We start from the raw sequence: 26182 nt of genomic DNA on the forward strand, positions 1-26182 counted from the left end.
GCTCAGCGCTCCGCCGTTCGCCGCGGCGCCTGCCCCGGCTCGCGGTCGCCCCTGGACGGAATGAAGGCGAGGATCGCGCGGGGAAGGGCCCGCACGCCCGCCATCAGCGCGGCGGCGGCCGCCGGCACCTCCTCGCGCAGCCAACGGACCAGGGGGTCGGCATCGATGGCGTTGCGGATTCCGAGGAAGGGACCGAGCAGCCAGCGCATGATGCTGCGCTTCTCCAGCACGATGTCGGCCCGCAGCGCCATGTCGGGCTTCAGGGCGACGGGCTGCCCATCGACTTTGACGTAGGGACTCTCAAGGGCGACCTCGACCTTGTAGGCGGGTTCGGTCAGCGCCAGCGGCCCTCCCGTCTCGCCGGGGCGGACCACGGTCCCGGAGACGCGCGTGACGCGACCGCCGTAGGCTCCGTACTTCTGGTAGGGATAGGCCTCGTAGAGGAGCCGGACCGGCTGACCCGGCGCGATGAAGCCGACCGCGCGGCTCGGCACGAACAGTTCGGCCGACAATCCCGCCGCCTCCGGCACGATCGTCATCTGGAGCTGGCTCGGATGGGCGGGCTGGCCGGGCGCGGCCTGGAGCGTCGCAACGGTGCCGTTCACCGGTGCGACGACCACGTAGGCCTGTCGCGCCTCCGTCTCGGCGACGCGCTGCTCGACCCAGGACAGGTCGTTGCGCAGATTCTGCAGTCTCCCCCCATGGACCGTCGGCAGCTGCTCCAGGTTCGCGCGCGCCTCGACGAGTTGGTTCTGGCGCTGAGCGATCCGCTGGACGAGTTCATCCCGCCCGCCCTCCTGCGCCAGCAGGTCCTGCTGGCGTCGCTTGTGCTCGGCATCGGCCATGATGCCCTTCGCGGCGAGTTGGGCGGCCGAATGGAGCAGGCCTCGCCCGAGGGCGACACGCTCCTCTTGCCGGCGGGCCTGGATTTCGAGTGCCTCGCTCTCGCGCCGCAGGCCGTCGATCAAGGCCTGGAGCCGCTGCCGCTCAGAAACGGCGCGCGCCTCCTCCGCCTGGATCTGGCGCGCGAGCATGACGCGCTGGGCCGAGAGGGAATCGAGGGCGGCCTGGGTCAGATCACGGCCGCCGGCCGAGACCTGCTGGGTATCGATCGTCATCAGAGGCTGTCCCTTCCGGACGACCTCGCCCTCACCGACGCGGACCTCGCGGACCACGCCCACTTGCGGCACGAAGACCTTTGCGGTCCCGAGCGATGGGCGCAGGTAACCGGGCACGGGCTCCTTGCGGGCGTATTGCGCGAAGCACAGAAAGGTGACGACGATGGCCGCCGCGAGCACGGCCGACCAGGACAGGGCGCGGGCCGAAACGGGTCGCAGCTCGACGACGCTGCCCCATTGCCGGCGCGCGGCCTGATAAGCCAGAACCTCGGGGCGGAAGAGCGTGGTGAGACTCGTCGGACGCAGCGCCACCGAGTCATGAACGCAGACCGATCCCGCTGGACTCGGCGCATCCATCGGAACGGGCTCCTTCGGCTCGGACCTATCGACAGGATCGGGGATGCCGGCCTGTCCGGCATCCCCGATCTCGTGATTGGGTGCGCGGTCCCGCCGTCCGAGCTCGGAAGTCGGGACGCGCGGGATCAACCGACGTCGCCGCCGCGGCCGCCGCGGCCGCCATCACCGCCAGCGCCGATATTGCCGTTGCCGTTGCCGCCATTGCCGGCTTTGAATCCGAGGATCGCCAGGCCGACACCGTTGAGCGCGGACACGTTCAAGGAGTTGTTGCCGCCACCGCGGCCACCATTGGCGTTGCCGCCATTTCCGCCACGGCCGCCGCCACCACCGCCGCCGCCGCCGTTACCGGATCCCTTGCCTCCCGAGACGGCATCGATTTCATGCTGATCAAGCTCGCGCAGATGCATGGTCAAATCTCCATCTTCTTGACGACGGGCAACATCGGCCCGGCAGATAATGAATTCGCACCTCGAATTTTTCAAAGCAAGAAGATAAGTGTAGCATTTTGTGTCAGAATGCGATTAGCCGACAGTATACTTTTGCACGAATCCAGACATAATCTCGCAGTAGCGATATACTTGTAGATTTCGTTCGCGAGTGCAAAAATTTGCTTCTACCGTCGAGCTTATGCACGCGTCCGATGACCGTATTCGTACGGTCCATTGGCGGCAGTCTTGGAAGAAGAGTAGGCTGGCGTTGAACTGAGGTGGACGAATCAGGCCGATGCGTTGCCGGTTGCGCAAGCCCGATGAGCCTGCGTTCTCACACGACCTCAACCCTAAGCCTGACTTTACGGCATCCGCTTCGCGTCACCCACAGCAACAGTTAACTATAGAAGGCATTCTCCTGCCTTATAATAGACCTCAAACTGTGGCGCGAAATAGGTGCCGTCTATCTGACCGAATAGGGGAAGAAGCGGTTTACTGGCGACACTCCGTCTGGCCTGCCACCGGCCGCGCGATCTCTGCCGACTCTGCTTCCTCCCGCGCAGACCAGGCGCGACGAAGTTCGTCGTGCGTCGGCATGCGTCGGGGCGCCCAGATCAACATGCCTGTGTCGGCTGCGAAGTCCAGGTAGAAGCGGGTGTTGACAGAGGATCCGACAGCCTTACCGGTGACTGCCTCCTGTACCAAGCATTTCACGTGTGTCTACGGTAATGCGCTCGCGCTGCGGGAGAACGGTACTTCACATCGGCAGTTAGCTCAAAGTTCTCTCGAATCGGCAATGAACACAGTGGTGGACTTTCGCGCGAGAAGCGGCATCTTGAGCTGGGGGCCCCGAGTGAGTCGGAGGCACCATGAACTACGAGATCCAACCTCATAACGCCAAGCCTGCCAGCATCTGGAACTCTGGCGGAGCGCGATACAACGAGATCAGTCGCGGCATCGCCGACAGCATCGAACACTGCGTGTTGCGCCTCGATCCGCAGCCGGGAGAGCGGGTGCTCGACCTCGCCACCGGCACTGGCTGGACTTCGCGCGTCGTCGCCAAGCGCGGCTCGCAGGTGACTGGTGCTGACATCAGCGCCGACCTCTTGTCGTTCGCCGCTGAGCAGGCTCGGGCCGAGAACCTCGACATCAATTACCAGTTGGGTGACGCCGAGAATCTGCCCTTCGCCGACGGCGCGTTCGACGCCGTCATCTCCACCTGCGGAGTGATGTTCGCGAGCCGGCCTGAGGCCGCGGCTGCCGAGTTGGGGCGGCTCTGCCGCAAGGGCGGAAGAATCTGCCTCACCACCTGGCTGTCGGAAGACAACGTGTTCAGGATGTTCATGGTGATGAAGCCCTTCATGGCGCCGCCGCCCGATCCGGCCCCGCCCTCGCCATTCGAGTGGGGCCGCACGGAGCGGCTTGAGGAACTGCTGGGTCGAGACTTCGAATTGGCTTTCGAGAAGGGCGTCTCGTTCTATCGCGAGCCGACGGCCGAGGCGGCTTGGGAGCGGTTCGCCGGCGGCTATGGCCCGACCAAGGCCCTTGCGGCGAGCCTCGACGAGGATCGGCGGGCCGCTCTGCGCCGCGACTTCATCGCCTTCCATGCTCAGTTCTCAACGCCGCTCGGTATCTGCGTTCCCCGTGGGTACTGGGTCACGCGTGGCATTCGCCGCTAGGCTGAGCCTGGCTGGGCCGTCGTGAAGAACGGCCCCGCTACGATACCTCACAACTTATCGCCTCGATCCAGAGCATCACTCCTGCGCAGGGAGGCTGGCATGAAGCGTTGCGCGATCTTCACTTTGGCCGTGTTCGCGATCGGCCCGGCATTGGCCGACCCGGTGGAGCTCGCGGTCTTTCGAGACCTGTTGCGGCCTCCGCCGACCCTGCAGCTCACCTACGGTGGGGCCCCCTCTCAAGGCATCGATGTGTTCCTGCCCGCCAGCCCTGGCCCACACCCAGTCGCGGTTATCATCCACGGCGGTTGCTGGAGCGCGACCACCGCCGGGCGCGAGCAAATGCGTCACCTGGGCCCAGACCTGACGCGTCGCGGCGTTGCCGTGTGGAGCATCGGCTACCGGCGTGCCAACGAGGCCGGTGGCGGCTATCCCGGGACTTATCAAGATGTGGGCGCCGCTCTGGACCGGCTCACGGAAGAGGCAGGAGCCCACCACCTCGACCTCTCGCGAGTGGTGTTCGTGGGTCATTCGGCGGGTGGTCATCTCGCCCTCTGGGCGGCCTCGCGCGGCTCACTTCCCGCCACCAGCCCTTCTCAAGCGATAACGCGGCTCGTTCCGCGGGCGGTGATTAGCCTTGGTGGCGTGGGCGATCTTGCGACGTTCGCGCGGTTCGTCCCTGTGCTCTGCGGCCCGGGCATTGTCGAGCGGCTCGCCCCAGCAGACAAGCTATCGGAGGTCTCACCCGCAGCCCTCCCGCCCGCAGGGGTGCCGATCTTTCTGGTCAGCGGCGTTCTGGACCGGCTCACGCCACCATGGGTGGCCTACGACTATGCCCGCGCCGTTCAAGGGAGGTCTGGACGTGCGCCGCAACTCATCAACGTCCCGGATGCCGGACACTTCGACCTAGTCACGCCGTCGGCGCCTGCTTGGCAGGAGGTGCGTGGTCTCATCGAGACATCCTTAGATCTTAAGTAGGTTGCCGTCAGACCGCTCGATCTCACCAATTCACATGCCACTTGTTCAGCCACGCGCCACAACCGGACCTTCGGCCTCAACAGACCGAAGGTCGGCTCCTGATGAAGCAGCGGACGGTGCTCTGGGATGTATGTGTACAGATCTCAGAGCTAATTCTTGCGCATCTGTCCGATCTTCCATTGGAACGGCGGTTCGGTGCCGTTGACGGCGTAGTCGCCGACGACCCGGTCCTTGAAGATACGTGGATTGTGCGAGGCGATCGTGCGGGCGTTGCGCCAGTGACGGTCCAGCGCATGGCGGCGGCTGGTGGCCGAGGCGCCAAGCGCGTCGAACAGGATCGTCCCCGCGTCGAGGACGAGACCGGTCAGCACGCTCTGGGCCTGCGCCAGTTCGATCTCGGCGGCGACGTTGATCGCGTGCGCCTCCGCCTCGGGGAGGCCGGCGGCCCGCGCCTCGTAAGCGCGCTGCACGGCCTGCGCCGCCTGCTGGTTGATGGCGCCCGCCGCGTAGGCGAGGCCATGCACCCGGCCCACGACCTGGAGCACCTGCGGGTCGGCGCTCGGGCGCGCTCCGGCGGCATGAGAGTAGGTGCGGTTGCGCTCGCGAACCGCCTGCGCCACCTCGCCCGCTGCCGCCCGAGCGATGCCGGTGAGGGTGGCGAGATGCACCGCCTGGAAGAAGGCCGGGCCGTAGGGAAAGCGGTCCGCTGTCGGCAGCGGCTCGCCGATCGCGGGCGCGTCCTCGAACAGGGCGGTGCCGCTCGCCGTCAGCCGCTGGCCGAAGCCGTCCCAATCGTCGATCACCTCGACACCCGGGGCTTTCGCCGGCACCACCACCGAGGTTTCCTCCCCCGCCTCGCCGGTGCCGACGACGTCGATCCAGTCGGCAAACAGCGAACCCGTGGTGTAGTACTTCCGGCCCGTCAGACCCCAGCGCGCGCCGCTGCGGTGGATGCGCGTCTCGAAGGTGCCGACCGTGGCCAGGCCGGTCTCGGACCACGCGCCCCCGAACAGGTCGCCTGCCGTGAGACGTTCGACCCAGTGCGTCCGGCGCTCGCCGGTCGGGCTGCCGACGGTGTCCTCGGCGAAGCCGAAATGGTTGCGCAGCGCCTGAGGCAGGTTGGAATCGGCTTGCCCCAGTTCGGCCAGGAGCCCGAACAGGTCGGGCAGGCTTGCGCCGAAGCCGCCCTCTGCCTCCGGCACCCGCAGGGCACCGAAGCGGGCCTCGCGCAGCCAGCCGACCGCCTCGTAGGGCAGATCGCGCTCCCGCTCGCGTGAGACGGCTCGCTCGCGGATGCGGGCGAAGACGGGCCGGAAGCGCGCGGCGAGGGTCTCGTAGCGCGGGCTCGGGGGCGTGCCCCAGCCGGCCCATGGGGTGGCGTCGGGTTCACTCATCATCCATCTCAATCGGTACGGGGCGAAAATCAGTGCCGGGTCACAGCCTCGGCGCCGCCGAGGTAGAGCGCGCCGAGGCGTCCGCTTGCGGCCAGTTCCACGCTGGTGCCGGAGGCAACCACGCGCCCGCTCTCCAGCACCACCGCGCGGTGGGCGTAATCGAGCACGAGGTTGGCGCTCTGCTCGGCGACGAGGACGCTCACGCCCTCCTCACGATTAAGCCGAGCGACAATTTCGAAGATCTCGGCGACGATGATCGGCGCGAGCCCCATGGAGGGCTCGTCGAGCAGTAGCAGCGTCGGGCGGGTCATCAGGGCACGCCCGATCGCCACCATCTGCTGCTCGCCGCCGGAGGTCAGGCCGGCTTTGGCCCAACGTCGCTGCTTCAGGCGCGGGAACCACGTGTAGATCCGCTCCAGATCCTCGGCGAGTTGCCGTCGGCTCGGGCGGCGGAGATAGCCGCCGACAGCCAAGTTCTCCTCCACCGTGAGCTGGCCGAAGACGTGGCGGCCTTCCAGCACCTGCACGATACCGCGAGCGACGAGATCGGCCGGATCGAGGCGACCGGTCGCCTCGCCCTGCCAGCGGATGGCCCCGCGCCGCAGGCTGCCGCGCTGTGCACCGAGGAGGTTCGAGATCGCCCGCAGCGTCGTGGTCTTGCCGGCCCCGTTGGGACCGATCAGGGCGACGATCTCGCCCTCGGCCACGCTCAGCGACACGTCGCGTAGGGCGAGGATCGAGGCGCCGTAGACCGCCTCGATGGCCTCGACATCGAGGAAGTGAGCGCGAGAGGGGGCTTGCACGCTCATTTCGCGACCGCTTCCGCCGTGTCCTCGGTGCGCGGCGTGATGCTCTTCTCCCGGGCATAGGCCGCGGCGCGCTCGTAGATCACCGGCAGGAGCAGCTCGCGGTCTGACTTGACCCAGCCGTTCGAGACGATGTTCCACTTGGCGCCGTCCCATTGCAGCACCTTGCCGGCGCCGCCGCCTTCATGATCCTTGACCGACAGGCGGAGCGGCTGGACGAGGCCGTCCGCGCCGAGTTCCTTCAGGCGGGCCTCGTCGAGCACGAGGTGTTCGAGGCCCCACTGCGTCTCCTCGCCGTTGAGAGGGCGCTTGCCGAAGCGGGCCTGCGCGGTGCGGATCGCCTCGACGGCGATGATCGTCTCGATCACCCCGGAATTGTAGTAGACCGAGCCGAAGCTCTTGAGATCCTTCAGGTCGCTCTTGCCCTGATCGACGATCGCCGCCTTGATCTTCTTGAGGATGCCGAATTCGGCGCCAGCGGGGAACGGGGTGATGGCCAGATAGCCCTTGCCGACGCTGCCGGCCGGGCGCACGTCCTCCTCCGAGCCCGACCAAATGCCACCGATGATGTGATCGACGGGGAAACCGGTCTTGGCCGCGGTCTTGATCGCCACTGGGGTCATCACGCCCCAGCCGCGCAGGAACACCCAGTCCGGCTTGATCTGGCGGATGCGCGCCCATTGCGCCGACTGGTCGTTGCCGGGATGCGGCACGGCGATTTGGATATTCTCGAAACCGTATGTCTTGGCCAGCAGGTCGAGTGGGACTTGCGTCTCCTTGCCGTAAGGCGAGTCGTGGTAGACGGTCGCGATCTTGAGACCCTTGAGCTTGTCCTTCCCGCCGACCTGCTCGGCGATGTAGTTCACCGCCGAGGACGCCTCGCTCCAGAAGCTGAACAGCACGGTGAAGCTGTAGGGGAAGACGCGCCCGTCGATGGCTTCGGTGCGGCCGTAGCCGGTGGTGAGCAGCGGGATCTTGTCGGCGGCGGACTTCTCGGTGAGCGCCTTCGTAATCGGGTCGCCATGCGGCAGGAACAGCGGCACTGGGGAGCCGTCGCGGCCGCCCTTCAGCCGTTCGTAGCATTCGACACCCTTCTCGACCGCCCACTCGGTCTCGCACTCCTCCCAGGTCAGCTTGACGCCGTTGATGCCGCCCTCGACCTCGTTGAGGTAGCGCAAGTAATCGATGGTCCCGCCCCAGACCGGCGTGCCGGACGAGGCGTAGGCGCCGACGCGGTAGGTGGCGATCGGGATGTACTGCTTGGCCGCTTGCGCGCCGGCCTCCTGGGCGAAGGCGGAGGATGGGAGGCCGAGGGGAGCGGTCAGGCTCGCGGCGAGGGCGGCGGCGCGCAGGGCGCGGGACAGGCGGGGCATCTTTCGTTTCTCCGGGACGGTTCTGGGAAAGGGTCAGCGGGTGGGGCGGCGCAGGCGGCCCGAGAGCGTGGTGAAGAGCGCGGCCAGCCCGTTCGGCTCCTTGATCAGGAAGCCGATGATGAGCGCGCCGAAGAGGATCCGCTGGAGGTTCGCGATCTGGCCGCCGTCGAGGCTGCCGCCGAGGAAGGCGTTCGACAGGTGCGTCAGCAGGATCGGCGTCAGCACGATGAAGGCCGCGCCGATGAAGCTGCCCGAGAGACTGCTCAAGCCCCCGATGATGATGATGAACATCGCCTGGAACGAACGGTCGAGATCGAAGCTGCGGGCATCGACGGTACCGAGATAGGCAAACGCCCAGAGCGCCCCCGCCACCCCGCTCACCGCGGCCCCGACGAAGAAGGCCGAGAACTTGGCACGCGCCACGGGGACGCCGATGACGGCCGCCGCGGTCTCGCCGTCGCGCACGGCGCGCCAGTTGCGGCCGGTCTGACTCCGGACGAGGCGCCAGGCCAGCACGGTCACGATCGTGACGCTGGTCAGCGTCAGGGCGTAGCGGCCGGCCGGGCTCGACAGGTCCTGGCCGAGGAAGACCAGCCGCGGCGCCGAGATCGCGCTGGACGAGGCGTAGTTCGAGAACCAGCCGACCTGATTGAAGACCCACTCGATCAGGAACTGCGCCGCGAGCGTCGGGGCGACGAGGTAGAAGCCCTTGATGCGAAGGCTCGGCAAGCCGACGACGAGGCCGACCGCCCCGGCGATGAGGCCGCCGCCCGCCAGACTGACCGGCAGCGGCAGTTCGGGCAGGCGCAGCAGCAGGTTGTAGGTGGCGTAGGCCCCCACCGCCATGAAGGCGCCGGTGCCGAGCGAGGCTTGACCCGCATAGCCCATGGTCAGGTTCAGGCCGAGCCCGGCCAGAGCCATGATCAGGAACGGGATCAGGATCGCGTTGTACCAGTAATCGGTGGCGGTGAGCGGGATCGCCACGAAGGCGACCGCGAGCAGAAGGACGAGGCCGGCGGCGCGCTGGGGGAGAGCGGGCAGCACGGGGCGCCGGCCCGGCGCGAGGGCGGCGGCGAGGGCAGGAGGCATCGGGTCAAACTCTCTCGATGGCGCGTTCGCCGAACAGTCCGGCCGGGCGCACCAGCAGGAAGGCGACGGCGAGCCCGTAGGCGAACCAGGTGGAGACCGAGCCGCCGAGCAGCGGCCCGAGATAGATCTCGGCGAGCGCGTCGGCGGCGCCGACGATGAAGCCACCGACGACGGCGCCGGTGATGGAGGTGAAGCCGCCGATGATGAGCACCGGGAGCGCCTTGAGCACCACGAAGGTGAGGGAGAACTGCACCCCCTGGCGCGCGCCCCAGAGCAGGCCCGCCACCAGCGCCACGAAGCCCGCCACCGCCCAGACCGTGGCCCAGAGCACGGGCAGCCGGATGCCGATGGAGAGGGCCGCCTGCGGGTCGTCGGCCACCGCCCGCAGCGAGACGCCGAGGCGGGTGCGCTCGAAGAACAGCCACAGGGCGATCACCAGGGCGCCGGCGCTCGCGGCGGCCACGAGATCGAACGAGCTGAGCTGGATCGGGCCGAGCGCCACCGGCAGGTCGCTGAGACCGAGATCGAGTTCGTGGACGCTCGCGCCCATCACGAACTGCGAGGCGCCCTCGATCACGTAGGACAGGCCGAGCGTGGCCATGAACAGCGTGATCTGCGAGCGGTTCACGAGGGGCCGCAGCACGATCCGCTCGACGGCGACCGCCAGCGTCACCATGATCGCCAGCGTGATCAGGCCGGCGAGCCAGAACGGCACGTCGCGCTCGGTCAGCGTCACGAAGGTGAGCGCGGCGCAGAGCACCATCGCCCCCTGCGCGAAGTTGAACACGCCCGACGCCTTGTAGATCAGCACGAAGCCGATCGCGACGAGGGCATACATCACGCCGGCGAGCAGGCCGCCCGCGAGCGTCTCCAGGAAGAAGCTCATGGGGTGCCCCTCAATGCGGCTTGCCGAGATAGGCCGCGATCACGGCCGGGTCGTTGCGGATCGCCTCGGGCGGGCCGTCGCCGACCTTGCGGCCGTAATCGAGCACCACGACGTGGTCGGACAGGCTCATGACGACGCCGATATCGTGCTCGATCAGCACGATGGTGGTGCCGAGGCGGTCGCGCGATGCCGCGATAAAGCGGGCCATGGCGCGCTTCTCCTCGCCGTTCATGCCGGCCATCGGCTCGTCGAGGAGCAGCAGCTTCGGCCGCGCCACCAGCGCGCGGGCGAGATCGACCCGCTTCTGGATTCCGTAGGGCAGCGTCGCGACGATGCGGTCGCGGTAGGCCGCCAATTCGAGGAAGCCGAGCGTTTCGTCGGCGGCTGCCCGGAAGCGGCGCGTCTCGGCGGCGTCGCGGGGGAGCCCCAGCGCGTGCTCGATCAGGGTGGTGCGACTGTGGCGGGCGAGCCCGGCCAGCACGTTGTCGAGGACGCTGAGGCCCGAGAACAGGGCGGCGTGCTGGAAGGTGCGCCCGATCCCCCGTCGCGCTGCCGCCCCCGGCCGGATCGCGCGCAAGCGCTGCCCCTCGAAGGCGACATGTCCGGCATCAGCCCGGTAGACGCCGTTGAGGATGTTGAGCGCCGAGGACTTGCCCGCCCCGTTCGGGCCGATGAGGGCGCAGATCTCGCCGCGCGCGACCGAGAAGCTCAAAGCATTGATCGCCTTCAGCCCCTTGAACGAGAGGGAGACGTCGGAGAGTTCGAGGATCGGGTCGGCCATCGCTCTCACTCCGCCGCTTCGAGGCGGTGGGCCTCACGGGCCTTCACCGCCGCGATGTCGCGGTAGCCGTGGGCCGGGTGCGTCTCCGGCAGGAGCGGCCCGCGCCCGAACAGTTTTTCGCGCAAGGTGCCGGGACGGTAGCTCTTGGGGTAGACGCCCCGGCGTTGGAGTTCGGGGACCAGCAGGTTGACCGTGTCCTCGAAGCTCTCCGGCGTCACCGCGTAGGCGAGGTTGAAGCCGTCGACGTCGGTCTCCCCGACCCATTCCTGGAGGATGTCGGCGACTGTGGCCGCCGAGCCGACGAAGACCGGCCCGATCCCGCCGATGCCGCCCCAGCGGGCGAGTTCGGCGATCGACCACGGCTTCTCGGCCGAGGAGAAGCTCTCGACCATCGAGACGATGGCGTTCGTCTCGACCTTCTTGACGAGGTCCGTCGGCGCGTACTGGCCGAAATCGATCCCGCTCCAGCCCGACATGAAGACCAGCGCGCCGTCGTAGGAGGCGTACGACTGGTATTCCTCGAACTTCTTCTGCGCGGCCGCGTCGGTCTCGGCGACGATGATCGTGGTGAGGTTGTAGATCAGCACGTCGCGGGCCGAGCGGCCGGCGGCGACGGCCTTCGCCCGGACATCCGCGACATAGGCCTTGAGCAGGGATTTCAGCGGCGCGCCGACGAAGACGCACTCGGCATGGCCCGCTGCGAAGGCCTTGCCGGGCCCGGAGGCGCCGGCCTGGTAGAGCACCGGCGTGCGCTGGGGCGAGGGCTCGCAGAGATGATAGCCCGGTACGGTGAAGTGCCGGCCGCGATGGTCGATCTCGTGCACCTTCGACGGGTCTGTGAAGATCCGCCGCTCGCGGTCGCGCAGGACCGCGCCGGGCTCCCAGCTTCCCTCGAACAGCTTGTAGAGCACCTCGACATATTCGGCGGCGACTTCGTAGCGGTTGTCGTGGCGCGCGAGCCCCGACTGGCCGACATTCTTGGCCCCGCTCTCCAGATACGAGGTGACGATGTTCCAGCCGACCCGGCCCTTGGTGTGGTGGTCGGCGGTCGAGAGGCGGCGGGCGAAGGTGTAGGGGTGCTCGAACGAGGTCGAGGCGGTGATGCCGATGCCGAGATGCTCGGTGGCGAGCGCGATCGGCGCGGCGAGCTGGAGCGGATCGTTGACCGGGATCTGCGCCGCCTGATGCAGGGCGTGCCAGTTCGAGCCCTTGTAGACGTCGTAGTAGCCGACGACGTCGGCGATGAAGATCCCGTCGAAGATTCCGCTTTCGAGTGTGCGGGCGAGATCCTGCCAGTATTCGAGATCCTTGTACTGCCACGAGCGGTCGCGCGGATGGGCCCATAGGCCCGGCGACTGGTGACCGACGCAGTTCATGTCGAAGGCGTTAAAGCGGATTGGCTTGTCGGACATCGGATGAGAGCCCTTGCTGGAACCGGGGACGGGGGCGGGAAAGGCTCAGCCCGGGGCGAGGCCGAGCAACTGGCCGAGCGGCACGATCAGGGTGGCCCCGACGTAGAAGCCGTCCTTGGTCCGGTTGGGGGTGAAGGGATTCCAGTAGGAATTGCCGTTGACGAGGTACTGGACTACCGGCTCGAAGAAGATGCCCTTGCCGAGCGCCAGATGCGCGTTGGCCTCGAAGATCAGCTTGTCGCGGGAATAGAGTTCGCCGCTGCCGCCGGAGATAAAGTTCGCGTCGGAGAGGAACTGCGCGTAGTCGGCGGAGATGCGCTGCCAGTTGACCTTGACCCCGTAGCGGTCGAGCGGCCGGCTCTGGTCGGGCGCCTGCAGGGTGAGGCCGGCGAACGCGCTCCAGCGGATCGGCACCGTCGGATCGGGGGCGTAGGCGAGGCTGGTATAGGCCTGGATCGAGGTCGGGTTGAGGTTACCCGCCTCCGCGCCGCCATCGGCGCGCCAGACCACCTGGGAGCCGGTGAGGATCACGCCGGAGGTGCCGGAGCGCAGCCGCACCGGATCGCCGGGATTGAGCCCCTTCGAGGTGCCGTAGACGGTCTTGAGGTTGTCCTCGTGGTCGGCCGTGTTGAAGAAGCCGGTCAGCGCCACGCGGCTCGGATAGGGATCGGTGACGAAGGTCGTGGCGTGGCCGATCTCGGCCAGCGTCACGACGCCGTTGAGCGGCTCGTGGCCCCAGTCCCAGCCGGACGTGAAGTTCGCGCGCCCCGTGACCGCGAAGGCGCCGGCCTGGATGTAGTCGTCGGGAGAGGTCTTGTAGGCGACGTTGGCGCCCCAGACGCCGTAGAGCGGCGAGGTCAGCCCAGCATTGATCTGCAGGATGTCCTGGAAGCAGCTCACGCTCGATTGGCAGGGCGGCAGCGCGTAGTAGCGGTTCGGGTGCGTGCGCCCGACCTCGATGGCGAGGCGGTCGTCGAGCAGGCGCTGCTCGTAGGTGAGGATCGACAGGCGGGCGATGTCGCGGTTGAAGGTCGGCTGGTAGCCGATCGTGGTGTCGCCGATATCGGCGCCCATGTTGCGGTTGTTCCAGCGCAGGCCGAAGAAGGTCTGGGTGATGTGGAACCAGCCGCCGGGGACGCCCACCAGCTTATCCAGATCCGCATCGAGGCTCAGCAGGTAATAGGCCGAATTCGAGAGTTGTCCGGGCCGCAGGCCCGCGCTCGGATTGGAGAAGAAGAAGTCGTAGACGTTGACGTCGAAGCTGAGGCCCGCGAGCGCCAGCGAGGCGGCGTAGGGCGCGAGCGGCCCGTGCCACTTCACCTTGCCGTCCGGCGCGACGCCGATCGCCTCCGGGTTGGTGCGGGGACCGGCTTCGCCCGTGAAGCTCTCGACCGCGCTCGGCGACTGCGCCAGGGCAGAGGTCTCGATGAGCGGCACGGCGCAGGCGAGGCCGGCACTCAGCAAAAGGAGGCGGGCCGGCGGGGACAGGACGTTCGGCATCGGGCTCGTCTTCAGGCAGTCGCGCAGGGGTCATCGGACCGGCGCGGACGCAGGCACGTGAGGCGGATCGGGGGAGAGGCGTCGGCCCGCTTGATGCGGCACCTCGGCGGGCGGTCGGTCTGGGAGGAGGTCGATCCACCCGCTTTGCCGACGCGTCATCGAGAGCCCGACGAAGATCTTCTTGTCTTCGTTTGATGCTCTTCGATTACGCTCTGATATTCCGCAATGGAAACTGGCGCGTCAATGAAAGCGATTGCCATTTTTGAGCGCGATGCTGGGACAAGATTGTCCCTTCTGCGCCGGAAAAGGGGAGGGCGGCGTATCGGAGTCGTCGAGGGGACGTGTGGATCGCAGATCGGCGAAGCAAAACGCTTCCACGTTGCAGCGGCGTGCCGAAAGGGACGGGCTCCGGACGATGTCAGCCCTGACAAACTTCGCGGACCAAGGCTCAACGCCGACGCGCCGTAGGATCGAGCGAGGTCCGGACGGCTGAGATGGAGGAATAATCCTTTCACGACGGGAGATTCTTGGAGGCCGATTATGCAAATTCGTACCGATATTTGAATATTGCATTTATTGATTTCGAGAGGGCTGATCGATCATCTTGGCCGCGTGCCGCTCTACGACATGGTCGACCTTCCGGGGTGGTCTTGTCGGATTTATTCAGGTTCGATGTCGCGTTCCGTTCCCCGTCTCGCCCTCGCGGCCGTCGCCTATCGCTACGGCCCAAGCCCAGTGCTCGACCGCATCGATCTCGCGGTCGCGGCCGGCGAGCGCATCGGCATCCTCGGCCGCTCCGGCGTCGGGAAATCGACCCTCTTGCAGATCATGGCCGGACTCGTCACGCCCTCCGCCGGCAGCGTGTGGCTCGATGGCATTCCCTCGCGCGGACCGGTGCCGGGCTGCACGGTGATGTTCCAGCGCCCTGCTCTGCTGCCTTGGGCGAGCGTGCTCGACAACGTGCTGCTGCCCGCCCGCCTCTCGGGGCGTCTCGGCCGCGATCGCGCGGCCCGCGAGGCGGATGCGCGCCGCCTCCTCGACGATCTCGGCCTCCGCGAACGCGTGGGCGCCAAGCCGCACCAGCTCTCGGGTGGTCAGCAGCAGCGGGTGGCGCTCGCCCGGGCGCTGGCGAGCGAACCCTCGATTCTGCTTCTCGACGAACCGTTCTCGGCGCTCGACCCGGAGATGCGCGCGAGCCTGCGTGCCGACGTGCTGCGGCTCGCCCAGGCCCGCGACCTGACGCTGATCGTCGTCACCCACGACCTTGCCGACGTCGCCGCCCTGGCGGCGCGGGCTGTCGTGCTCGACGGGCGCCCGGCCCGCATCGCCGCCGACTTCGCCCTCGGTGACGATGCGGAGGCCGAGTTGCGCCGCCGTCTCGGTTCCGTTGCCCGCGACGCGTCCGGCATCACCGGTCGCGCCGCCTGATCCTTCCTCTCCGAGACCGCAGATGACCGCCCCCGACGACCTCTCCGCCCTGTGGACGCACGAATGGGCCCGCGCCGACTGGACGCGCCGCAACACCCTCGACGCGCTCGCCCGCGGCGGCCTCGCCGCCCTGCTCGGCGGCGGCGGGCTCGCCCTGTCGGGCCACGCGGTCCACGCCGCGGAGGACGACACCGTGCGCATCGGCTACCTGCCGATCACCGACGCGACTGCGCTGCTGGTGGCCCATGCCAAGGGCTACTTCGAGGAGGCGGGCCTGAAGGTCGCCGAGCCGATTCCGGTGCGCTCGTGGTCGGCGCTGGCGGAGGGGTTCGCCGCGGGCAAGTTCAACCTCGCCCACCTGCTCAAGCCCATCCCGGTCTGGATGCGCTACAACAACAAGTTCCCGGTCAAGATCCTGGCTTGGGCCCATACCAACGGCTCGGGCATCGTCGTCGGCGGCAAGAGCGGGATCGAGGACTTCAAGGGGCTGGCGGGCAAGCGCGTCGCGGTGCCGTACTGGTACTCGATGCACAACGTCGTGCTGCAATACGCGCTGCGCGAATCCGGCGTCACGCCGGTGATCCGGGGGGATGCCGCGCCGAACGAGTGCGCGCTTCAGATCCTGGCGCCGCCCGAGATGCCGGCAGCGCTCGCGGCGGGCAAGATCGACGGCTACATCGTCGCCGAGCCGTTCAATGCGCTCGGCGAGATCAAGGCCAGGGCACGGATGCTGCGCTTCACCGGCGACATCTGGAAAAACCATCCCTGCTGCGTCGTGGTCGCGCACGAGAGCCAGGTTGCGGCCAAGCCCGAATGGGCCGGCAAGGCGGTCGATGCCATCGTGCGGGCCCAGGCCTATTGCGTGAAGAACCGCGAGGAGGTCGCCCGGCTGATCTCGAAGGAGGGCCGCGGCTACCTGCCGATGCCCGCCGACGTCATCATCAAGGCGACCACCGATTACGGCCCGGCCTACGAGGCGAGCGGCGCAATCCGCCACCGCGACTGGGCGGCGCAACGCATCGACTTCCAGCCCTGGCCCTACCCCTCCGCCACGAAGCTGATCGTCGAGGCGATGGGCAACACCGTCGTCGAGGGCGATGCCGGCTTCCTCAAAGGGCTCGACCCGGATTTCGTCGCGCGCGACCTCGTGGACGACCGCTTCGTGCGGGCCTCGCTCAAGCGCTATCCCGAATGGCCGGGCGCGGCGGATGATGCCGCGCTCACCCGCCAGGAGACCTTGAGCCTGTGAGCGGGGGCGTGATCGAGGCGGCGCTTGCCGTCGAGCGTGAGGTCGCGGCCCCGGTGCCGCGCCGGGCCGGGATCGGTGCACGGTTTGGCGCCTCTGCCCTCGACCGGCTGGCCCCGCTTCTCGGCCTTGCGGGGCTGCTCGCCCTGTGGTTCGCGGGCGGGCTGGTTCTGGACAGCGTGCCGGCCTACGCCGCCTTCACCGGTTTCGCGCCGGGGCCCGCGCTGGCCTCCTTCGCCGAACTCCTGGCGTCCGGCGAAGCGTGGCGGGCCGCCGCGCCGAGTCTCGCCCGGATCGGCCAGGGCCTCGCCGTCGCCTTCGGGCTCGGTGCGCCGCTCGGGCTGCTGGTCGGCTCGGTCCCGCTCGCCGAGCGCATCCTGCAGCCGCCGTTCCAGCTCCTGCGCATGATCTCGCCGCTGGCCTGGATGCCGGTGGCGGTGCTCGCCTTTCCGAGTTGGGACGGGGCCATCGTCTTCCTGATCGCCGCCGCCGCGATTTGGCCGATCCTGTTCGCGACCGCCGCCGGGGTGAAGCGGGTCGATCCGGTCTGGCTCGCCATGGCGCGCAATCTCGGCGCGGGCCGGCTCGCGGCTCTGCGCGCCGTCGTCGTCCCGGCGGTGCTGCAGGACATCCTCACCGGCGTGCGGCTCGCGCTCGGCGTTGCCTGGATCGTGCTCGTCCCGGCCGAGTATCTCGGGGTCACGAGCGGGCTCGGCTACGCCATCAACGATGCCCGCGACACCCTCTCCTACGACCGGCTCGCCGCCCTCGTCCTGCTGATCGGACTGATCGGCTACGCCCTCGACACCGGTCTCGGGCGGCTGGCCGCCCGCGCCCGCTGGATTCCCGCAACGTGAGGAAACAACAATGACCGCGACCGCCGCCAAGGAAATCGTCCAGACCTTCGAGAAGGTGTTCGAGCCGATCGACCGCGAGAAGCTGCACGCCCTCTCCGAGAAGGGCCGGGCCGACCCGAGCGTGGTGAAGACCGTGCGCGCCCGCACCGTCGCCGAGGGCCGACGCTTCCGCCATCTCAACTACATCCGCAGCCTTGATGCCCACATCGTCGACGAGCCGCCGGCCCTGCTCGGCGACGACACCGCCCCGAACCCGACCGAGGCGTTGCTCGCCGCGCTCGGCACCTGCGTCGCGGTCGGGCTCCAGGCCAACGCCATCGCCCGCGGCTGGACCGTCAAGGGCATCGAGGTCGAGTCGGAGGGCGACATCAACATCACCTCGGTCTGGGGCACAGGCGACCTCTCGGAGAAGCCGGTCGGACTCACCGCCGTGCGGCTCAAGGTGCATCTCGACGTCGAAGGCGCGAGCGCGGCCGAACTCGACGAACTCGTGGCTCATGCCGGGCAGTGGTCGCCGGTGCTCAACACCGTCAAGAACCCCGTCTCCGTCACCTTGGCGCGGGCCTGACGCCTATGGCCGCCATCGCCCGCATTGCGGAGCCCCTTCCGCTCGACGTTGCCGGGATCGTGCACGAGATCATGCGCCCGCGTCTCGGCGCGATCGACGCCGGGGAATATCCCGCCGACATCCTGCGGGCGCTGGGGGCGGCCGGCGCCTATGGGCACCACGCCGATGGCACGGCGGCGGGGCTGCTGGCCGCCATCGACGCGATGACGGAGGCGGGGCAGGCCTGCCTCTCGACCGCCTTCTGCATGTGGTGCCAGGACGCGCTGGTCTGGTACCTCGCCCAGGGCGACGAGGCTGGCCCGCGCCGCCATCTCGCTGCGATCGCCTCGGGCGCGGCGCTCGGCGGCACCGGGCTGTCGAACCCGATGAAGGCGTTCTCCGGCATCGAGCCGCTGGCGCTCCAGGGCGAGCGCGCGGGCGAAGGCTACCGGGTGCGCGGGCGGCTGCCCTGGGTGTCGAACCTCGGCCCGGGCCAGCGTTTCGCCGGCATCCTCTCGCTGCCCGACGGCCGGCGGGTGATGGGGCTGTTCGAGGCCGGCGCCGAGGCTGTCTCGATCGCGGGCAATGCCCGTTTCATCGCGCTCGAAGGCACCGGCACCTACACGGTGATGATCCGCGACGCGCTCCTGTCCGATGCCGACGTGATCACGCACGATGCCGCCGCCTTCGTGCCGCGCATCCGCAACGGCTTCGTTCTGCTCCAGACCGGAATGGGGCTTGGGCTCGCCCGCGGGGTCGCGGCGCTGATGCGCGCGGATGCCCGTGGGCGCGCCAACGCGGCTTTCCTGCCGCTCGGGCCGGACGCGATCGAGGCGCGGGCGGATGCCCTGCGCGCGCGCGTTGCCGCCGCGGCACAAGCGCATGCCGAGACCGACCGCGCGAACTTCCTGGAGACCCTGCGCCTGCGCCTCGACGTGTCGTGGTTGGCCCTGGAGGCGGCGCAAGCCGCCATGCTCCAGTTCGGCGCCCGCGGCTATCTCGAAGGGTCGGAGCCGTTCCGCCGCCTGCGCGAGGCGCAATTCGTGGCGATCGTCACGCCGTCCGTGAAGCACATCACGACGGAGCTCGCGAGGGCGACCTGACGGGCCAGAACGGGATCGCTTCCAGCCGCGCGGCAGCGGCGCCACCATGATCGCGGCGGTGGCATACAGGCTGAACGCGTTCTATCGGCAATCCCAAAATGTCGAGTCGATATCGAACAGCATTTCGCCCGGGCAAGTTTGCTTCAGAAATACTGCCGTTCTGATAAGGCTATTTTTCATCGTCATGGTCTTGTGCACCGGAAGCACAACAAGGTCGAGCGGCTGATCAACCGGCTCAGGCAGTACCGCCGCGTCACCACCCGCTACGAGAAGCGGACGGCCAACTCCCTCGCCATGGTCACCCTTGGCATGACGATGCTCTGGCTCACATGACGTCGCAGAAACGCATTCGCGCCGTGCCGACCTGATTGCATCGGGTTGGGCACGGCGCTCGGTCTTTGTTGCAACGCGCTTTCTCACGACGAATTGGCATCCACTTCGTCGGAAAGCGCCCTAGTACCGCGGTAAGGTATGCAGCGCGCGGAGGAAGAGATCGACATCCTCCCGCGTGTTGTAGAAGGCGAGCGAGGCGCGCACCGATTGGTCGACGCCGAAGCGGCGCAGGGCCGGCAGGGCGCAGTGGTGGCCGGACCGTACCGCGATCCCGAGGGAATCGAGGTGATGGGCGACCGCCTCGTTGGTCAGGCCGTCGACCGTGAACGACATCACGCTCGCCTTGTTGAGCGCCGTGCCGATCAGGCGCAGGCCCTTCACCTCGGCCAAGCCCTCTTGCGCGTATTCGAGCAGGTCGTGCTCGTAGGCCGCGATCGCCGGCAGGCCGACGCTCTCGAGGTAGTCCAATGCCGCGCCGAGGCCGACCGCGCCGGCAATGTCCGGTGTGCCGGCCTCGAACTTTTCCGGCGCGCCCTTATAGACGGTCTTCGAGAAGGTGACGTCCTCGATCATGTGGCCGCCGCCCTGCCACGGCGGCATCGCCTCGAGCAGGTGCTTCTTTCCGTACAGAGCGCCGATGCCGGTCGGCCCGAACACCTTGTGGCCGGAGAACACCAGGAAGTCGGCGTCCAAGGCCTGCACGTCGATGGGGATGTGTGGGGTCGATTGCGCCGCATCGACCAGCACCGGCACGCCGTACCCATGCGCCAGCGCGATGATCTCCCGGATCGGGTTCACCGTGCCGAGCGCGTTGGCGACGTGGGTCACCGAGACGATTTTGGTGCGGCCCGAGAGCAGCGCCGCGTACTGCTCGAAGATGATCTCGCCGCGGTCGTTGACCGGGATCACCCGGATCGTCGCGCCGGTCGCCTGCGCCAGGAGTTGCCAGGGCACGATGTTGGCGTGGTGCTCGATCGCCGAGACGATGATCTCGTCGCCCGTGCCGATATTCGCCCGGCCGTAGGAATTGGCGACGAGGTTGATCCCCTCCGTGGTGCCGCGCAGGAAGACGATGTCGTCCTTCGAAGGCGCGTTGAGGAAGCGGCGCGTCTTCTCGCGCCCGCCCTCGAACAGATCCGTCGAGCGCGCGGCCAGTGTATGCGCGGCCCGGTGGATGTTCGAGTTGTGGCGGCCGTAGAATTCGCTCGTGGCGTCGATCACGCTCTGCGGCTTGTGGGTGGTGGCCGCGTTGTCGAGCCAGACCAGCCGATGACTGTTCACGCTCTGGTGCAGGGCCGGAAAATCCTTGCGCACGTGCTCGACGTCGAAAGGCGCACCGGCCGGAACCGAGCCGTGGGAGGTCACCCGCGCGGCAGAGCCCGCATGGCGCGACGGCGCGACCCGCGGCTGGGCCGCGGCTTTCTTGGCGCGGGCCGGCGCGGGGGCGGGGCTCAGGAAGTAGTAGTCGCCGGTGTTGTCGGGCGCCTTCGGGTGCGGGAGCCGGCCGAACTCCGAAAACTGCTCCTGCGCGTCGTCCTTGCCCGCCTCTTTGCCCCCTTTGGGCGGGTCGAGCGGCACGAGGTGCGGTGCCAGCGCGTGGGCGACGCCGTTGGCGCGCGGGTGATCGGCCGCGATCTGGCGGTGCAGGTCGGGCCCACCGGGGATCGCCGCCGCCACCTCGGGCACGCTCGGCACGAAGTACTCCGGAAACCGGCTCTGGTTCGGGAACGGGTGCACCGAAGGGATCGCCGCCACGTCGAACAGGTTCGCGCCCGCCGGCGCGCCGAAGGAGCGCGCGGCCTGGGCCGAGACATCGGGCTGAATGCCCGACGGCAGGGCGCCCGAGGGCAGGGAGGGCGTGCCCAGGGCGACGCCGGGCTGCCCGGAACCGGTGGGGAGGCTCTCGAGCCCCTGGGGAGCTTGAGGCGTCTGCGGCAGGTGGGGCTGGAATGGCGCGCTGGCCGCCTGTCCCTGGCCATAAATCTCGCGGGCAAGGCGCCCGACGAGATCGGCATGCGCCAGATCGCCCGCGCTGCCGGTCGGAAAACCGAGAGCGGGTGCGTTAGGCGTAGTCATGGTAGTTGCCCAGCAGCACGTTATCGAGACGGGCGATCGCGTCCTCGACCAGCACGGCAGCCGAGAAGTAGCGGGTCACGAGATGCGAGGCGATGGAGTGGTCGTTGGTGCCCATGTAGCGCACCGACAGGCCGGGCTCGATCTCGCCGGTCACACCCGATTTCTGCAGGCCGACCACGCCCTGCTCGCCCTCGCCGACGCGCAGGAGCAGGATCGAGGTGGTCTGAGCCCCCGTCACCGGATCGGTGTCGATCGGCAGCTTGTCGCTGGGGACGAGCGGCACGCCGCGCCAGGTAATGAACGGCGCGCCGAACAGGTGGACGACGACCGGCGGCACGCCGCGGCGGGTGGCCTCGCGGCCGAAGGCGGCGATGGCGCGCGGGTGCGCCACGAAGAACGCCGGCTTCTTCCACACCAGCGTCAGCAGCTCGTCGAGATCGTCCGGGGTCGGCGGGCCCGAGCGGGTCGGGATGCGCTGGCGGCCGGCGACCTCGCCGAGCAGGCCGAACTGCGAGTTGTTCAGGAGCTCCCACTCCTCGCGCTCCTTCACGGCATCGACCGTGAGACGGATCTGCTCGCGCAGCTGGTCGATCTCATTGGAGTAGAGGTCGGTGACCCGGGTGTGGGTGTTGAGGATCGTCTGGATCGTCGAGAGGTGGTACTCGCGCGGGTCGATCTCGTAGTCGACGAAGGTGGTCGGCAGGCGCGGCTCGCCGGCATGGACCGCGAGCAGCTCGATGCCCTGCTCGCCGTAGGAGTTGGTGTGGCCTTTCAGACGGTCACGCTCCTCCTGGTACTGGTCAATGCGCGAGCGCACGGCCTCGTCCTCGATCGCCGCGCGGTCGAGCGTCAGCAGCGTCACCGCCGAGAGCGCCTTCACCGCCGGCGCGGGGCCAGCCTCGCCGACGAGGGCGTCGTCGCCGAAATAGTCGCCCCGCGTGGCGAGCCCCTGGCGCAGGCGGCCCTTGTAGGGGCCCGACAGGGTCAGCTCGACGGTGCCGTCGGCCACCACCACGAGGCTGCGGCCGGACGAGCCCTCCTCGGCGAGGACGTCGCCGGCTTTGTGCCGGCTCTGCGTGAACTTGCCCGCCAGCGCGGCGAGCTCGGCGTCCCCCAAGCGGCTGAACAGCGGCACGGCGCGCAGCGATCCGGGGCTGATCGTCCGGCCCTTGTCCTCGGCGACGAGATCGACCCGGCCGGGCTTGGCCAGCACCACGGCGCGGCGGTTGACCCGGTAGACGCCGCCCGCGACGTCGACGAAGGGCAGGAGACGCAGGAGGAAGCGCGGGGTGTTGGCGACGTTCTGGACCGAAGTGACGGTCGCGGTCGCTAGATTGCGCGCAGCGGATGCGCTCACGCTCAGGCCCGGTCCACTCATCTGTCGTCGTCTCCTGGTGATGGATGTCTGCGGGAGGTCCGCGCCCATGCGAGGGCGGCGACGCGGCCGAAGGCGCGCCGGAACCGCATTCACCGTCGAATGCGGTCGACCAGAACTGTCGAGCGATGAAAAACCACCAGCAGATACTTGTCTTGGCTGGCGAAGCGGCTCGAACCTAGAAGCTCGACCTCGCGAGGGTCAATAGAACACTTTTCTCATTTTTTGTCTGTTTGTGTGATGAATCTCCAAGTTTCGGGCGCAAGGAAAATTGCTCTTCCGACAAAGGATAGAACCGGGGAAATATCTTCCCCATAATGCAAAACAGGGAGAAATCTTGAAACGGATTTCTATCCTCAAGCGCGTCGCGCGGCACTCAGATCCCGTCGCCGTACCCGACGAAGGACTGATCCATGCTCTGGGCCGGCTCCTCGCCGGGGCCGAGGCGGGAGACGATCCGCGCCGGCACGCCCGCGACGGTGGTGTGGGCGGGCACCTCGTGCAGCACCACCGCGGCTGCGGCGACCTTGGCGCCTTCCCCGACCCGGATGTTGCCGAGCACCTTGGCGCCGACACTGAGCAGGACGCCGCGGGCGATCTTCGGATGCCGGTCGCCGCTCTCCTTGCCGTTGCCGCCGAGCGTCACCGATTGGAGGATCGACACGTCGTCGGCCACCACCGTGGTCTCGCCGATGACGACGCCGGTGGCGTGATCGATGAACACCCCCGAGCCGATCCGCGCCGCCGGATGGATGTCGCAACCGAACACCTCGGAGATGCGGCTCTGCACGTGCAGAGCGAGCGTCGCCCGGCCTTGGTGCCACAGCCAGTGCGCCACCCGGTAGCCTTCGAGGGCGGCAAACCCCTTGTAGAACAGGAACGGATCGAGATAGCGCCGACAGGTCGGGTCGCGCTCGCGGATGGCGATGAGGTCGCGCACCGCGTGCGCCCCCGCATGCGGGTCGGCCTCGAAGGCGGAGAGGCAGAGGTCGCGCATGGTCAGCCGCGAGAGATCGCCGTCGCCGAGCCGGTGGGCGAGGCGGTAGGCTAGCGCCTGCGGCAAGCTGCGCTGATCGAGCACCGTCGCCTGGATCAGGCCGGCGTAGAGCGGCTCCTCGATCAGTGCGGCCTCGGCCTCCGCCCGCATGGCCGCCCAGACCTCTCCTTCCGCGGTGCTGCGGCTTGTCGCCCGCAGGGGCGGGACGATTGCCAGAGCCGCGGTCACGACCGGGTCGCCGGATTGAACAGAGGGGGGAAGCGGACGTCGCACCGATGATAGTCCGCACGCATCTTCGGCCCGTCTAATCGCTTCATTGAATGCGCCGGAACAGATCCGGCAGGTAGCTCTGCAAGGTTTCGTGCCCGTCGAACTGGACATCGATCGTGGCGCAGCCGGCCTGACCGTGGATGCCGACCACCCGGCCCCGAGCGTTGCGCCAGATCCCGAGAGCTTCGGCGAGGTCGAGCCGGTCGAACACGACCTGATCGCCGGGAAGCATCGTCGCACTCAGCATGATGGTGTCCTTGAAGCGGGAATCCCGTCCCGGCTTCCGTTCCGCCGGCCGGCGCGCAGCTTGCCGAATCGAGCCCCGGAAGAGGTGCGGGAAGAGCCTTCCCACCGCGCTCTAATGCAGGAGAAGATTTGCTGCGCGGCAGCGTGGATCGAGAGCATAAATTTCACTAAGTCATTGCATTATCTTGATAATTATCGATGGAACGTCCTTTGGCAAGCCTTGTTCCGCGCGTCCGGTCAGGCTACGCCGGACCGCGACGGCACTCTGTCGTCGCCCACGGTCTCAACCTATGAGACGCTTTCCCCGCTCGCCGTCGCCGTGAAGCCCCCCTGGTGTTGGGCCAATCGACGGAGGCGATACCCTTGATGTGGGCTTCGCTGCGCCTGATGGCCAAGTGGGCGCGGTTCTCATCCCGCGAGCGGTGTTTGCAGAGTTGCAGGCTGTAGCTCTGGTGTGGAAAGATTGCCGTCACACGGCTCGCCGCGTCCGAATGGACGTCGATTTTGAAGGACTCCGGCTCCGACACCATCAAGTGCCAGTCGGACCATTCGGGCATGTGCTTCCTGGCGGGCACCAAGAGACGTGCGCGGAACCGGAACGACCACGTTCCGTCGGCACGGTCAGACCATCATCCGAGTAGGTCGAAGCGCGGATCAACCGGCTGGATAATCATTGCAGGCGAGAGCTGGGAACTCTGCCACGGCTCACTGGTCCCGAGCAGCGATCCTGAGCGGTCATCTCAACAGCGGCTTACCACCCCATCCGGACCTCCGACAGCAGCGCCTCGAAGGGCCGCTTTGGGCAGGAGTTTGCAGGCCATTCGTGTGGTTATCACCGCGAACGATTGCTGACGTTTTGCGTTAACAGCCATGCTTGCACGACCGCCTCACGCCATGACTGGCAGCCCAACCAACCGCATCGAGGCTGCCGATGTCGCAGCTGGCCTCAAGCTTGCTCGCGCCAAGGATCATTCCGCAGTTCGTGCGTTGGCGCGGGCAAGCGAGGTGGGAAGCTGGCAGTCTCTGCTCGCCCTATCTGTCGGCACCTTGGCCTGGGGTACGATCGCGCACGATCGGCGGCTCGCCGAGGCAGGTCGGCACATGTTGCAGGCTGGCATCCTGGCCAGCCTCGTGAAGACGAGTCTGAAGCGCACGGTGCATCGGACCCGCCCGAATGTTCTCATGGATGAGGGGATCTACGCGCGCGGTTGGTCAGGGACGAACGTTGGACCTTGGCAGTCCTTCCCCTCGGGGCATTCTGCCCTGAGTGCTGCCGTCGCCTGTGCCACGGCTCGTGCCTACCCGGAGATCAAGGGTCCCGCGTACGCCGCCGCTGCCGGGATCATAGCCGCACAGGTTGTGCGCGGTGCGCACTTCCCTGCCGACGTGCTGACGGGTGCCCTCATAGGGGTTACTGCGGAGGCTGCCATCCACAAGCTCACGCACCGACGCCGACGACTCGGCATGAGATGGTCTTTGTTCGCGTAAGAGGCCGCGCGCGTGAGGAGCCGACATCGGGTTTAGAGAGGGCGAACCGCCGCTCCCGACCCAATGCAGACATCTCGGGTGAGCACAAAGTGTCAGAATGCAGCCGCTTGATGCGTTCTCCTTGGCCTAAGCCTGGCAGTTTCGTGCCTGAATGCAGCTCGCGGTGTCGCTGCTACTGATCCTCGATCTGATCCCGCTGGCCTCGGCACGGCCGGTGGCGACGCGGAACGACCCTGCTCCTGTGGTCGCCCTCGCGCCAGCGGAGCGCCGGCCGTTCCCGCTGATGGCCGGCGTGCTGATCCTCGGCGGCGAAGTGACCATTGTCGGCTATGTCGTCGAGGCGTTCACCAGCGGAAATCGTCCGCCGGACATGAGGAGCGGGCGCAGGGTGCTTGATCCATACTTGCCGCTTCGCGCC

The 26182-nt window shown here is 68.0% G+C and carries 22 protein-coding genes and 2 pseudogenes; 10 read left to right on the forward strand and 14 right to left on the reverse strand.

Translation table 11 applies throughout. The features are described from left to right. Positions 1 to 2: 2 nt before the first annotated feature. The gene (locus ABS772_RS04795; RefSeq protein WP_350392572.1) at positions 3 to 1475 is read right to left on the reverse strand and encodes an HlyD family efflux transporter periplasmic adaptor subunit; all 1473 of its coding nucleotides are present in this window, start codon (positions 1473 to 1475) and stop codon (positions 3 to 5) included. A 125-nt stretch (positions 1476 to 1600) separates the two neighbouring features. After that, complete coding sequence (locus ABS772_RS04800) at positions 1601 to 1882, reverse strand: hypothetical protein (protein ID WP_350392574.1); 282 nt, start codon at positions 1880 to 1882, stop codon at positions 1601 to 1603. An 890-nt stretch (positions 1883 to 2772) separates the two neighbouring features. On the opposite strand from ABS772_RS04800, the gene ABS772_RS04805 reads away from it, so the two are divergent. Continuing rightward, positions 2773 to 3582 carry a class I SAM-dependent methyltransferase gene (locus ABS772_RS04805; RefSeq protein WP_350392576.1) on the forward strand — a complete coding sequence of 270 codons (810 nt, stop codon included), beginning with the start codon at positions 2773 to 2775 and terminating at the stop codon, positions 3580 to 3582. A 99-nt stretch (positions 3583 to 3681) separates the two neighbouring features. After that, positions 3682 to 4557 carry an alpha/beta hydrolase gene (locus tag ABS772_RS04810; protein WP_350392577.1) on the forward strand — a complete coding sequence of 292 codons (876 nt, stop codon included), beginning with the start codon at positions 3682 to 3684 and terminating at the stop codon, positions 4555 to 4557. A 149-nt stretch (positions 4558 to 4706) separates the two neighbouring features. Here ABS772_RS04810 and ABS772_RS04815 read toward each other — a convergent pair whose 3' ends face one another. The 8 genes from ABS772_RS04815 to ABS772_RS04850 are packed head-to-tail and all read right to left on the reverse strand — an operon-like array spanning position 4707 to position 13798. Next, on the reverse strand, positions 4707 to 5951 hold the full coding sequence (locus ABS772_RS04815; RefSeq protein ID WP_350392629.1) for an acyl-CoA dehydrogenase family protein: 1245 nt from the start codon (positions 5949 to 5951) through the stop codon (positions 4707 to 4709). A gap of 29 nt (positions 5952 to 5980) precedes the next feature. Next, entirely contained in the window at positions 5981 to 6760 is a 780-nt protein-coding gene (locus ABS772_RS04820) for an ABC transporter ATP-binding protein (protein WP_350392579.1), read from the reverse strand. Continuing rightward, the gene (locus tag ABS772_RS04825) at positions 6757 to 8130 is read right to left on the reverse strand and encodes an ABC transporter substrate-binding protein (RefSeq protein ID WP_350392581.1); all 1374 of its coding nucleotides are present in this window, start codon (positions 8128 to 8130) and stop codon (positions 6757 to 6759) included. Before ABS772_RS04825 ends, ABS772_RS04820 begins: the two co-directional genes overlap by 4 nt. Positions 8131 to 8163: 33 nt before the next feature. Further along, complete coding sequence (locus ABS772_RS04830) at positions 8164 to 9219, reverse strand: branched-chain amino acid ABC transporter permease (protein ID WP_350392585.1); 1056 nt, start codon at positions 9217 to 9219, stop codon at positions 8164 to 8166. A gap of 4 nt (positions 9220 to 9223) precedes the next feature. Next, positions 9224 to 10105, reverse strand: a complete 882-nt coding sequence (locus ABS772_RS04835) for a branched-chain amino acid ABC transporter permease (RefSeq protein ID WP_350392589.1) — start codon at positions 10103 to 10105, stop codon at positions 9224 to 9226. Positions 10106 to 10115: 10 nt separating this feature from the next. Beyond that, positions 10116 to 10886: an ABC transporter ATP-binding protein gene (locus ABS772_RS04840; protein ID WP_350392592.1), complete on the reverse strand. Its 771-nt coding sequence runs from the start codon at positions 10884 to 10886 to the stop codon at positions 10116 to 10118. Positions 10887 to 10891: 5 nt separating this feature from the next. Continuing rightward, complete coding sequence (locus ABS772_RS04845; protein ID WP_350392594.1) at positions 10892 to 12298, reverse strand: LLM class flavin-dependent oxidoreductase; 1407 nt, start codon at positions 12296 to 12298, stop codon at positions 10892 to 10894. Between the two features lie 45 nt (positions 12299 to 12343). Next, positions 12344 to 13798, reverse strand: a complete 1455-nt coding sequence (locus ABS772_RS04850) for a carbohydrate porin (protein ID WP_350392596.1) — start codon at positions 13796 to 13798, stop codon at positions 12344 to 12346. Between the two features lie 672 nt (positions 13799 to 14470). Here ABS772_RS04850 and ABS772_RS04855 point away from each other — a divergent pair. The 6 genes and pseudogenes from ABS772_RS04855 to ABS772_RS04880 all read left to right on the forward strand — a co-directional run. Further along, a complete protein-coding gene (locus ABS772_RS04855; RefSeq protein WP_350392598.1) occupies positions 14471 to 15226 on the forward strand; it encodes an ABC transporter ATP-binding protein in 756 nt (251 codons plus the stop codon). Positions 15227 to 15248: 22 nt separating this feature from the next. Further along, positions 15249 to 16475 (forward strand): ABC transporter substrate-binding protein, encoded by a 1227-nt coding sequence (locus ABS772_RS04860; RefSeq protein WP_350392602.1) that lies wholly within the window; start codon positions 15249 to 15251, stop codon positions 16473 to 16475. Then, entirely contained in the window at positions 16472 to 17329 is an 858-nt protein-coding gene (locus ABS772_RS04865) for an ABC transporter permease (protein ID WP_350392605.1), read from the forward strand. Before ABS772_RS04860 ends, ABS772_RS04865 begins: the two co-directional genes overlap by 4 nt. Positions 17330 to 17339: 10 nt before the next feature. Beyond that, on the forward strand, positions 17340 to 17897 hold the full coding sequence (locus ABS772_RS04870; protein ID WP_350392608.1) for an OsmC family protein: 558 nt from the start codon (positions 17340 to 17342) through the stop codon (positions 17895 to 17897). Between the two features lie 5 nt (positions 17898 to 17902). Further along, positions 17903 to 18979: an acyl-CoA dehydrogenase family protein gene (locus ABS772_RS04875; RefSeq protein WP_350392610.1), complete on the forward strand. Its 1077-nt coding sequence runs from the start codon at positions 17903 to 17905 to the stop codon at positions 18977 to 18979. Positions 18980 to 19174: 195 nt separating this feature from the next. After that, positions 19175 to 19312 (forward strand): annotated as a pseudogene (locus ABS772_RS04880) (IS5-like element ISMra2 family transposase); the annotation flags it as partial. A gap of 120 nt (positions 19313 to 19432) precedes the next feature. Here the strand turns inward: ABS772_RS04880 and ABS772_RS04885 are convergent. The 4 genes from ABS772_RS04885 to ABS772_RS04900 all read right to left on the reverse strand — a co-directional run bounded on the left by ABS772_RS04885 (position 19433) and on the right by ABS772_RS04900 (position 24277). Continuing rightward, on the reverse strand, positions 19433 to 21388 hold the full coding sequence (locus tag ABS772_RS04885; RefSeq protein ID WP_350392614.1) for a family 2A encapsulin nanocompartment cargo protein cysteine desulfurase: 1956 nt from the start codon (positions 21386 to 21388) through the stop codon (positions 19433 to 19435). Continuing rightward, complete coding sequence (locus tag ABS772_RS04890) at positions 21375 to 22766, reverse strand: family 2B encapsulin nanocompartment shell protein (RefSeq protein ID WP_238256165.1); 1392 nt, start codon at positions 22764 to 22766, stop codon at positions 21375 to 21377. The genes ABS772_RS04885 and ABS772_RS04890 overlap by 14 nt, the downstream gene beginning before the upstream one ends. 373 nt (positions 22767 to 23139) lie before the next feature. After that, entirely contained in the window at positions 23140 to 23988 is an 849-nt protein-coding gene (gene cysE / locus ABS772_RS04895) for a serine O-acetyltransferase (RefSeq protein ID WP_238256164.1), read from the reverse strand. An 85-nt stretch (positions 23989 to 24073) separates the two neighbouring features. Continuing rightward, positions 24074 to 24277 carry a hypothetical protein gene (locus tag ABS772_RS04900; RefSeq protein ID WP_238256163.1) on the reverse strand — a complete coding sequence of 68 codons (204 nt, stop codon included), beginning with the start codon at positions 24275 to 24277 and terminating at the stop codon, positions 24074 to 24076. 893 nt (positions 24278 to 25170) lie between these two features. On the opposite strand from ABS772_RS04900, the gene ABS772_RS04905 reads away from it, so the two are divergent. Then, positions 25171 to 25764, forward strand: a complete 594-nt coding sequence (locus ABS772_RS04905) for a phosphatase PAP2 family protein (protein WP_350392625.1) — start codon at positions 25171 to 25173, stop codon at positions 25762 to 25764. A gap of 151 nt (positions 25765 to 25915) precedes the next feature. After that, positions 25916 to 26182: pseudogene (locus ABS772_RS04910) on the forward strand (hypothetical protein); the annotation flags it as partial.

This window comes from Methylorubrum podarium (assembly GCF_040270385.1).
GTDB classification, from domain to species: Bacteria; Pseudomonadota; Alphaproteobacteria; order Rhizobiales; family Beijerinckiaceae; genus Methylobacterium; species Methylobacterium podarium.

Bases quoted from the DNA above. Each gene is read 5' to 3' on its own strand.
- ABS772_RS04805 (WP_350392576.1), top strand. From the start codon at position 2,773: ATGAACTACGAGATCCAACCTCATAACGCCAAGCCTGCCAGCATCTGG.
- ABS772_RS04885 (WP_350392614.1), bottom strand. From the start codon at position 21,388: ATGACTACGCCTAACGCACCCGCTCTCGGTTTTCCGACCGGCAGCGCG.
- ABS772_RS04840 (WP_350392592.1), bottom strand. From the start codon at position 10,886: ATGGCCGACCCGATCCTCGAACTCTCCGACGTCTCCCTCTCGTTCAAG.
- ABS772_RS04890 (WP_238256165.1), bottom strand. From the start codon at position 22,766: ATGAGTGGACCGGGCCTGAGCGTGAGCGCATCCGCTGCGCGCAATCTA.
- ABS772_RS04795 (WP_350392572.1), bottom strand. From the start codon at position 1,475: ATGGATGCGCCGAGTCCAGCGGGATCGGTCTGCGTTCATGACTCGGTG.
- ABS772_RS04850 (WP_350392596.1), bottom strand. From the start codon at position 13,798: ATGCCGAACGTCCTGTCCCCGCCGGCCCGCCTCCTTTTGCTGAGTGCC.
- ABS772_RS04900 (WP_238256163.1), bottom strand. From the start codon at position 24,277: ATGCTGAGTGCGACGATGCTTCCCGGCGATCAGGTCGTGTTCGACCGG.
- ABS772_RS04825 (WP_350392581.1), bottom strand. From the start codon at position 8,130: ATGCCCCGCCTGTCCCGCGCCCTGCGCGCCGCCGCCCTCGCCGCGAGC.
- ABS772_RS04905 (WP_350392625.1), top strand. From the start codon at position 25,171: ATGACTGGCAGCCCAACCAACCGCATCGAGGCTGCCGATGTCGCAGCT.
- ABS772_RS04815 (WP_350392629.1), bottom strand. From the start codon at position 5,951: ATGAGTGAACCCGACGCCACCCCATGGGCCGGCTGGGGCACGCCCCCG.
- ABS772_RS04870 (WP_350392608.1), top strand. From the start codon at position 17,340: ATGACCGCGACCGCCGCCAAGGAAATCGTCCAGACCTTCGAGAAGGTG.
- ABS772_RS04810 (WP_350392577.1), top strand. From the start codon at position 3,682: ATGAAGCGTTGCGCGATCTTCACTTTGGCCGTGTTCGCGATCGGCCCG.
- ABS772_RS04875 (WP_350392610.1), top strand. From the start codon at position 17,903: ATGGCCGCCATCGCCCGCATTGCGGAGCCCCTTCCGCTCGACGTTGCC.
- ABS772_RS04835 (WP_350392589.1), bottom strand. From the start codon at position 10,105: ATGAGCTTCTTCCTGGAGACGCTCGCGGGCGGCCTGCTCGCCGGCGTG.
- ABS772_RS04830 (WP_350392585.1), bottom strand. From the start codon at position 9,219: ATGCCTCCTGCCCTCGCCGCCGCCCTCGCGCCGGGCCGGCGCCCCGTG.
- ABS772_RS04855 (WP_350392598.1), top strand. From the start codon at position 14,471: ATGTCGCGTTCCGTTCCCCGTCTCGCCCTCGCGGCCGTCGCCTATCGC.
- ABS772_RS04845 (WP_350392594.1), bottom strand. From the start codon at position 12,298: ATGTCCGACAAGCCAATCCGCTTTAACGCCTTCGACATGAACTGCGTC.
- ABS772_RS04800 (WP_350392574.1), bottom strand. From the start codon at position 1,882: ATGCATCTGCGCGAGCTTGATCAGCATGAAATCGATGCCGTCTCGGGA.
- ABS772_RS04860 (WP_350392602.1), top strand. From the start codon at position 15,249: ATGACCGCCCCCGACGACCTCTCCGCCCTGTGGACGCACGAATGGGCC.
- ABS772_RS04820 (WP_350392579.1), bottom strand. From the start codon at position 6,760: ATGAGCGTGCAAGCCCCCTCTCGCGCTCACTTCCTCGATGTCGAGGCC.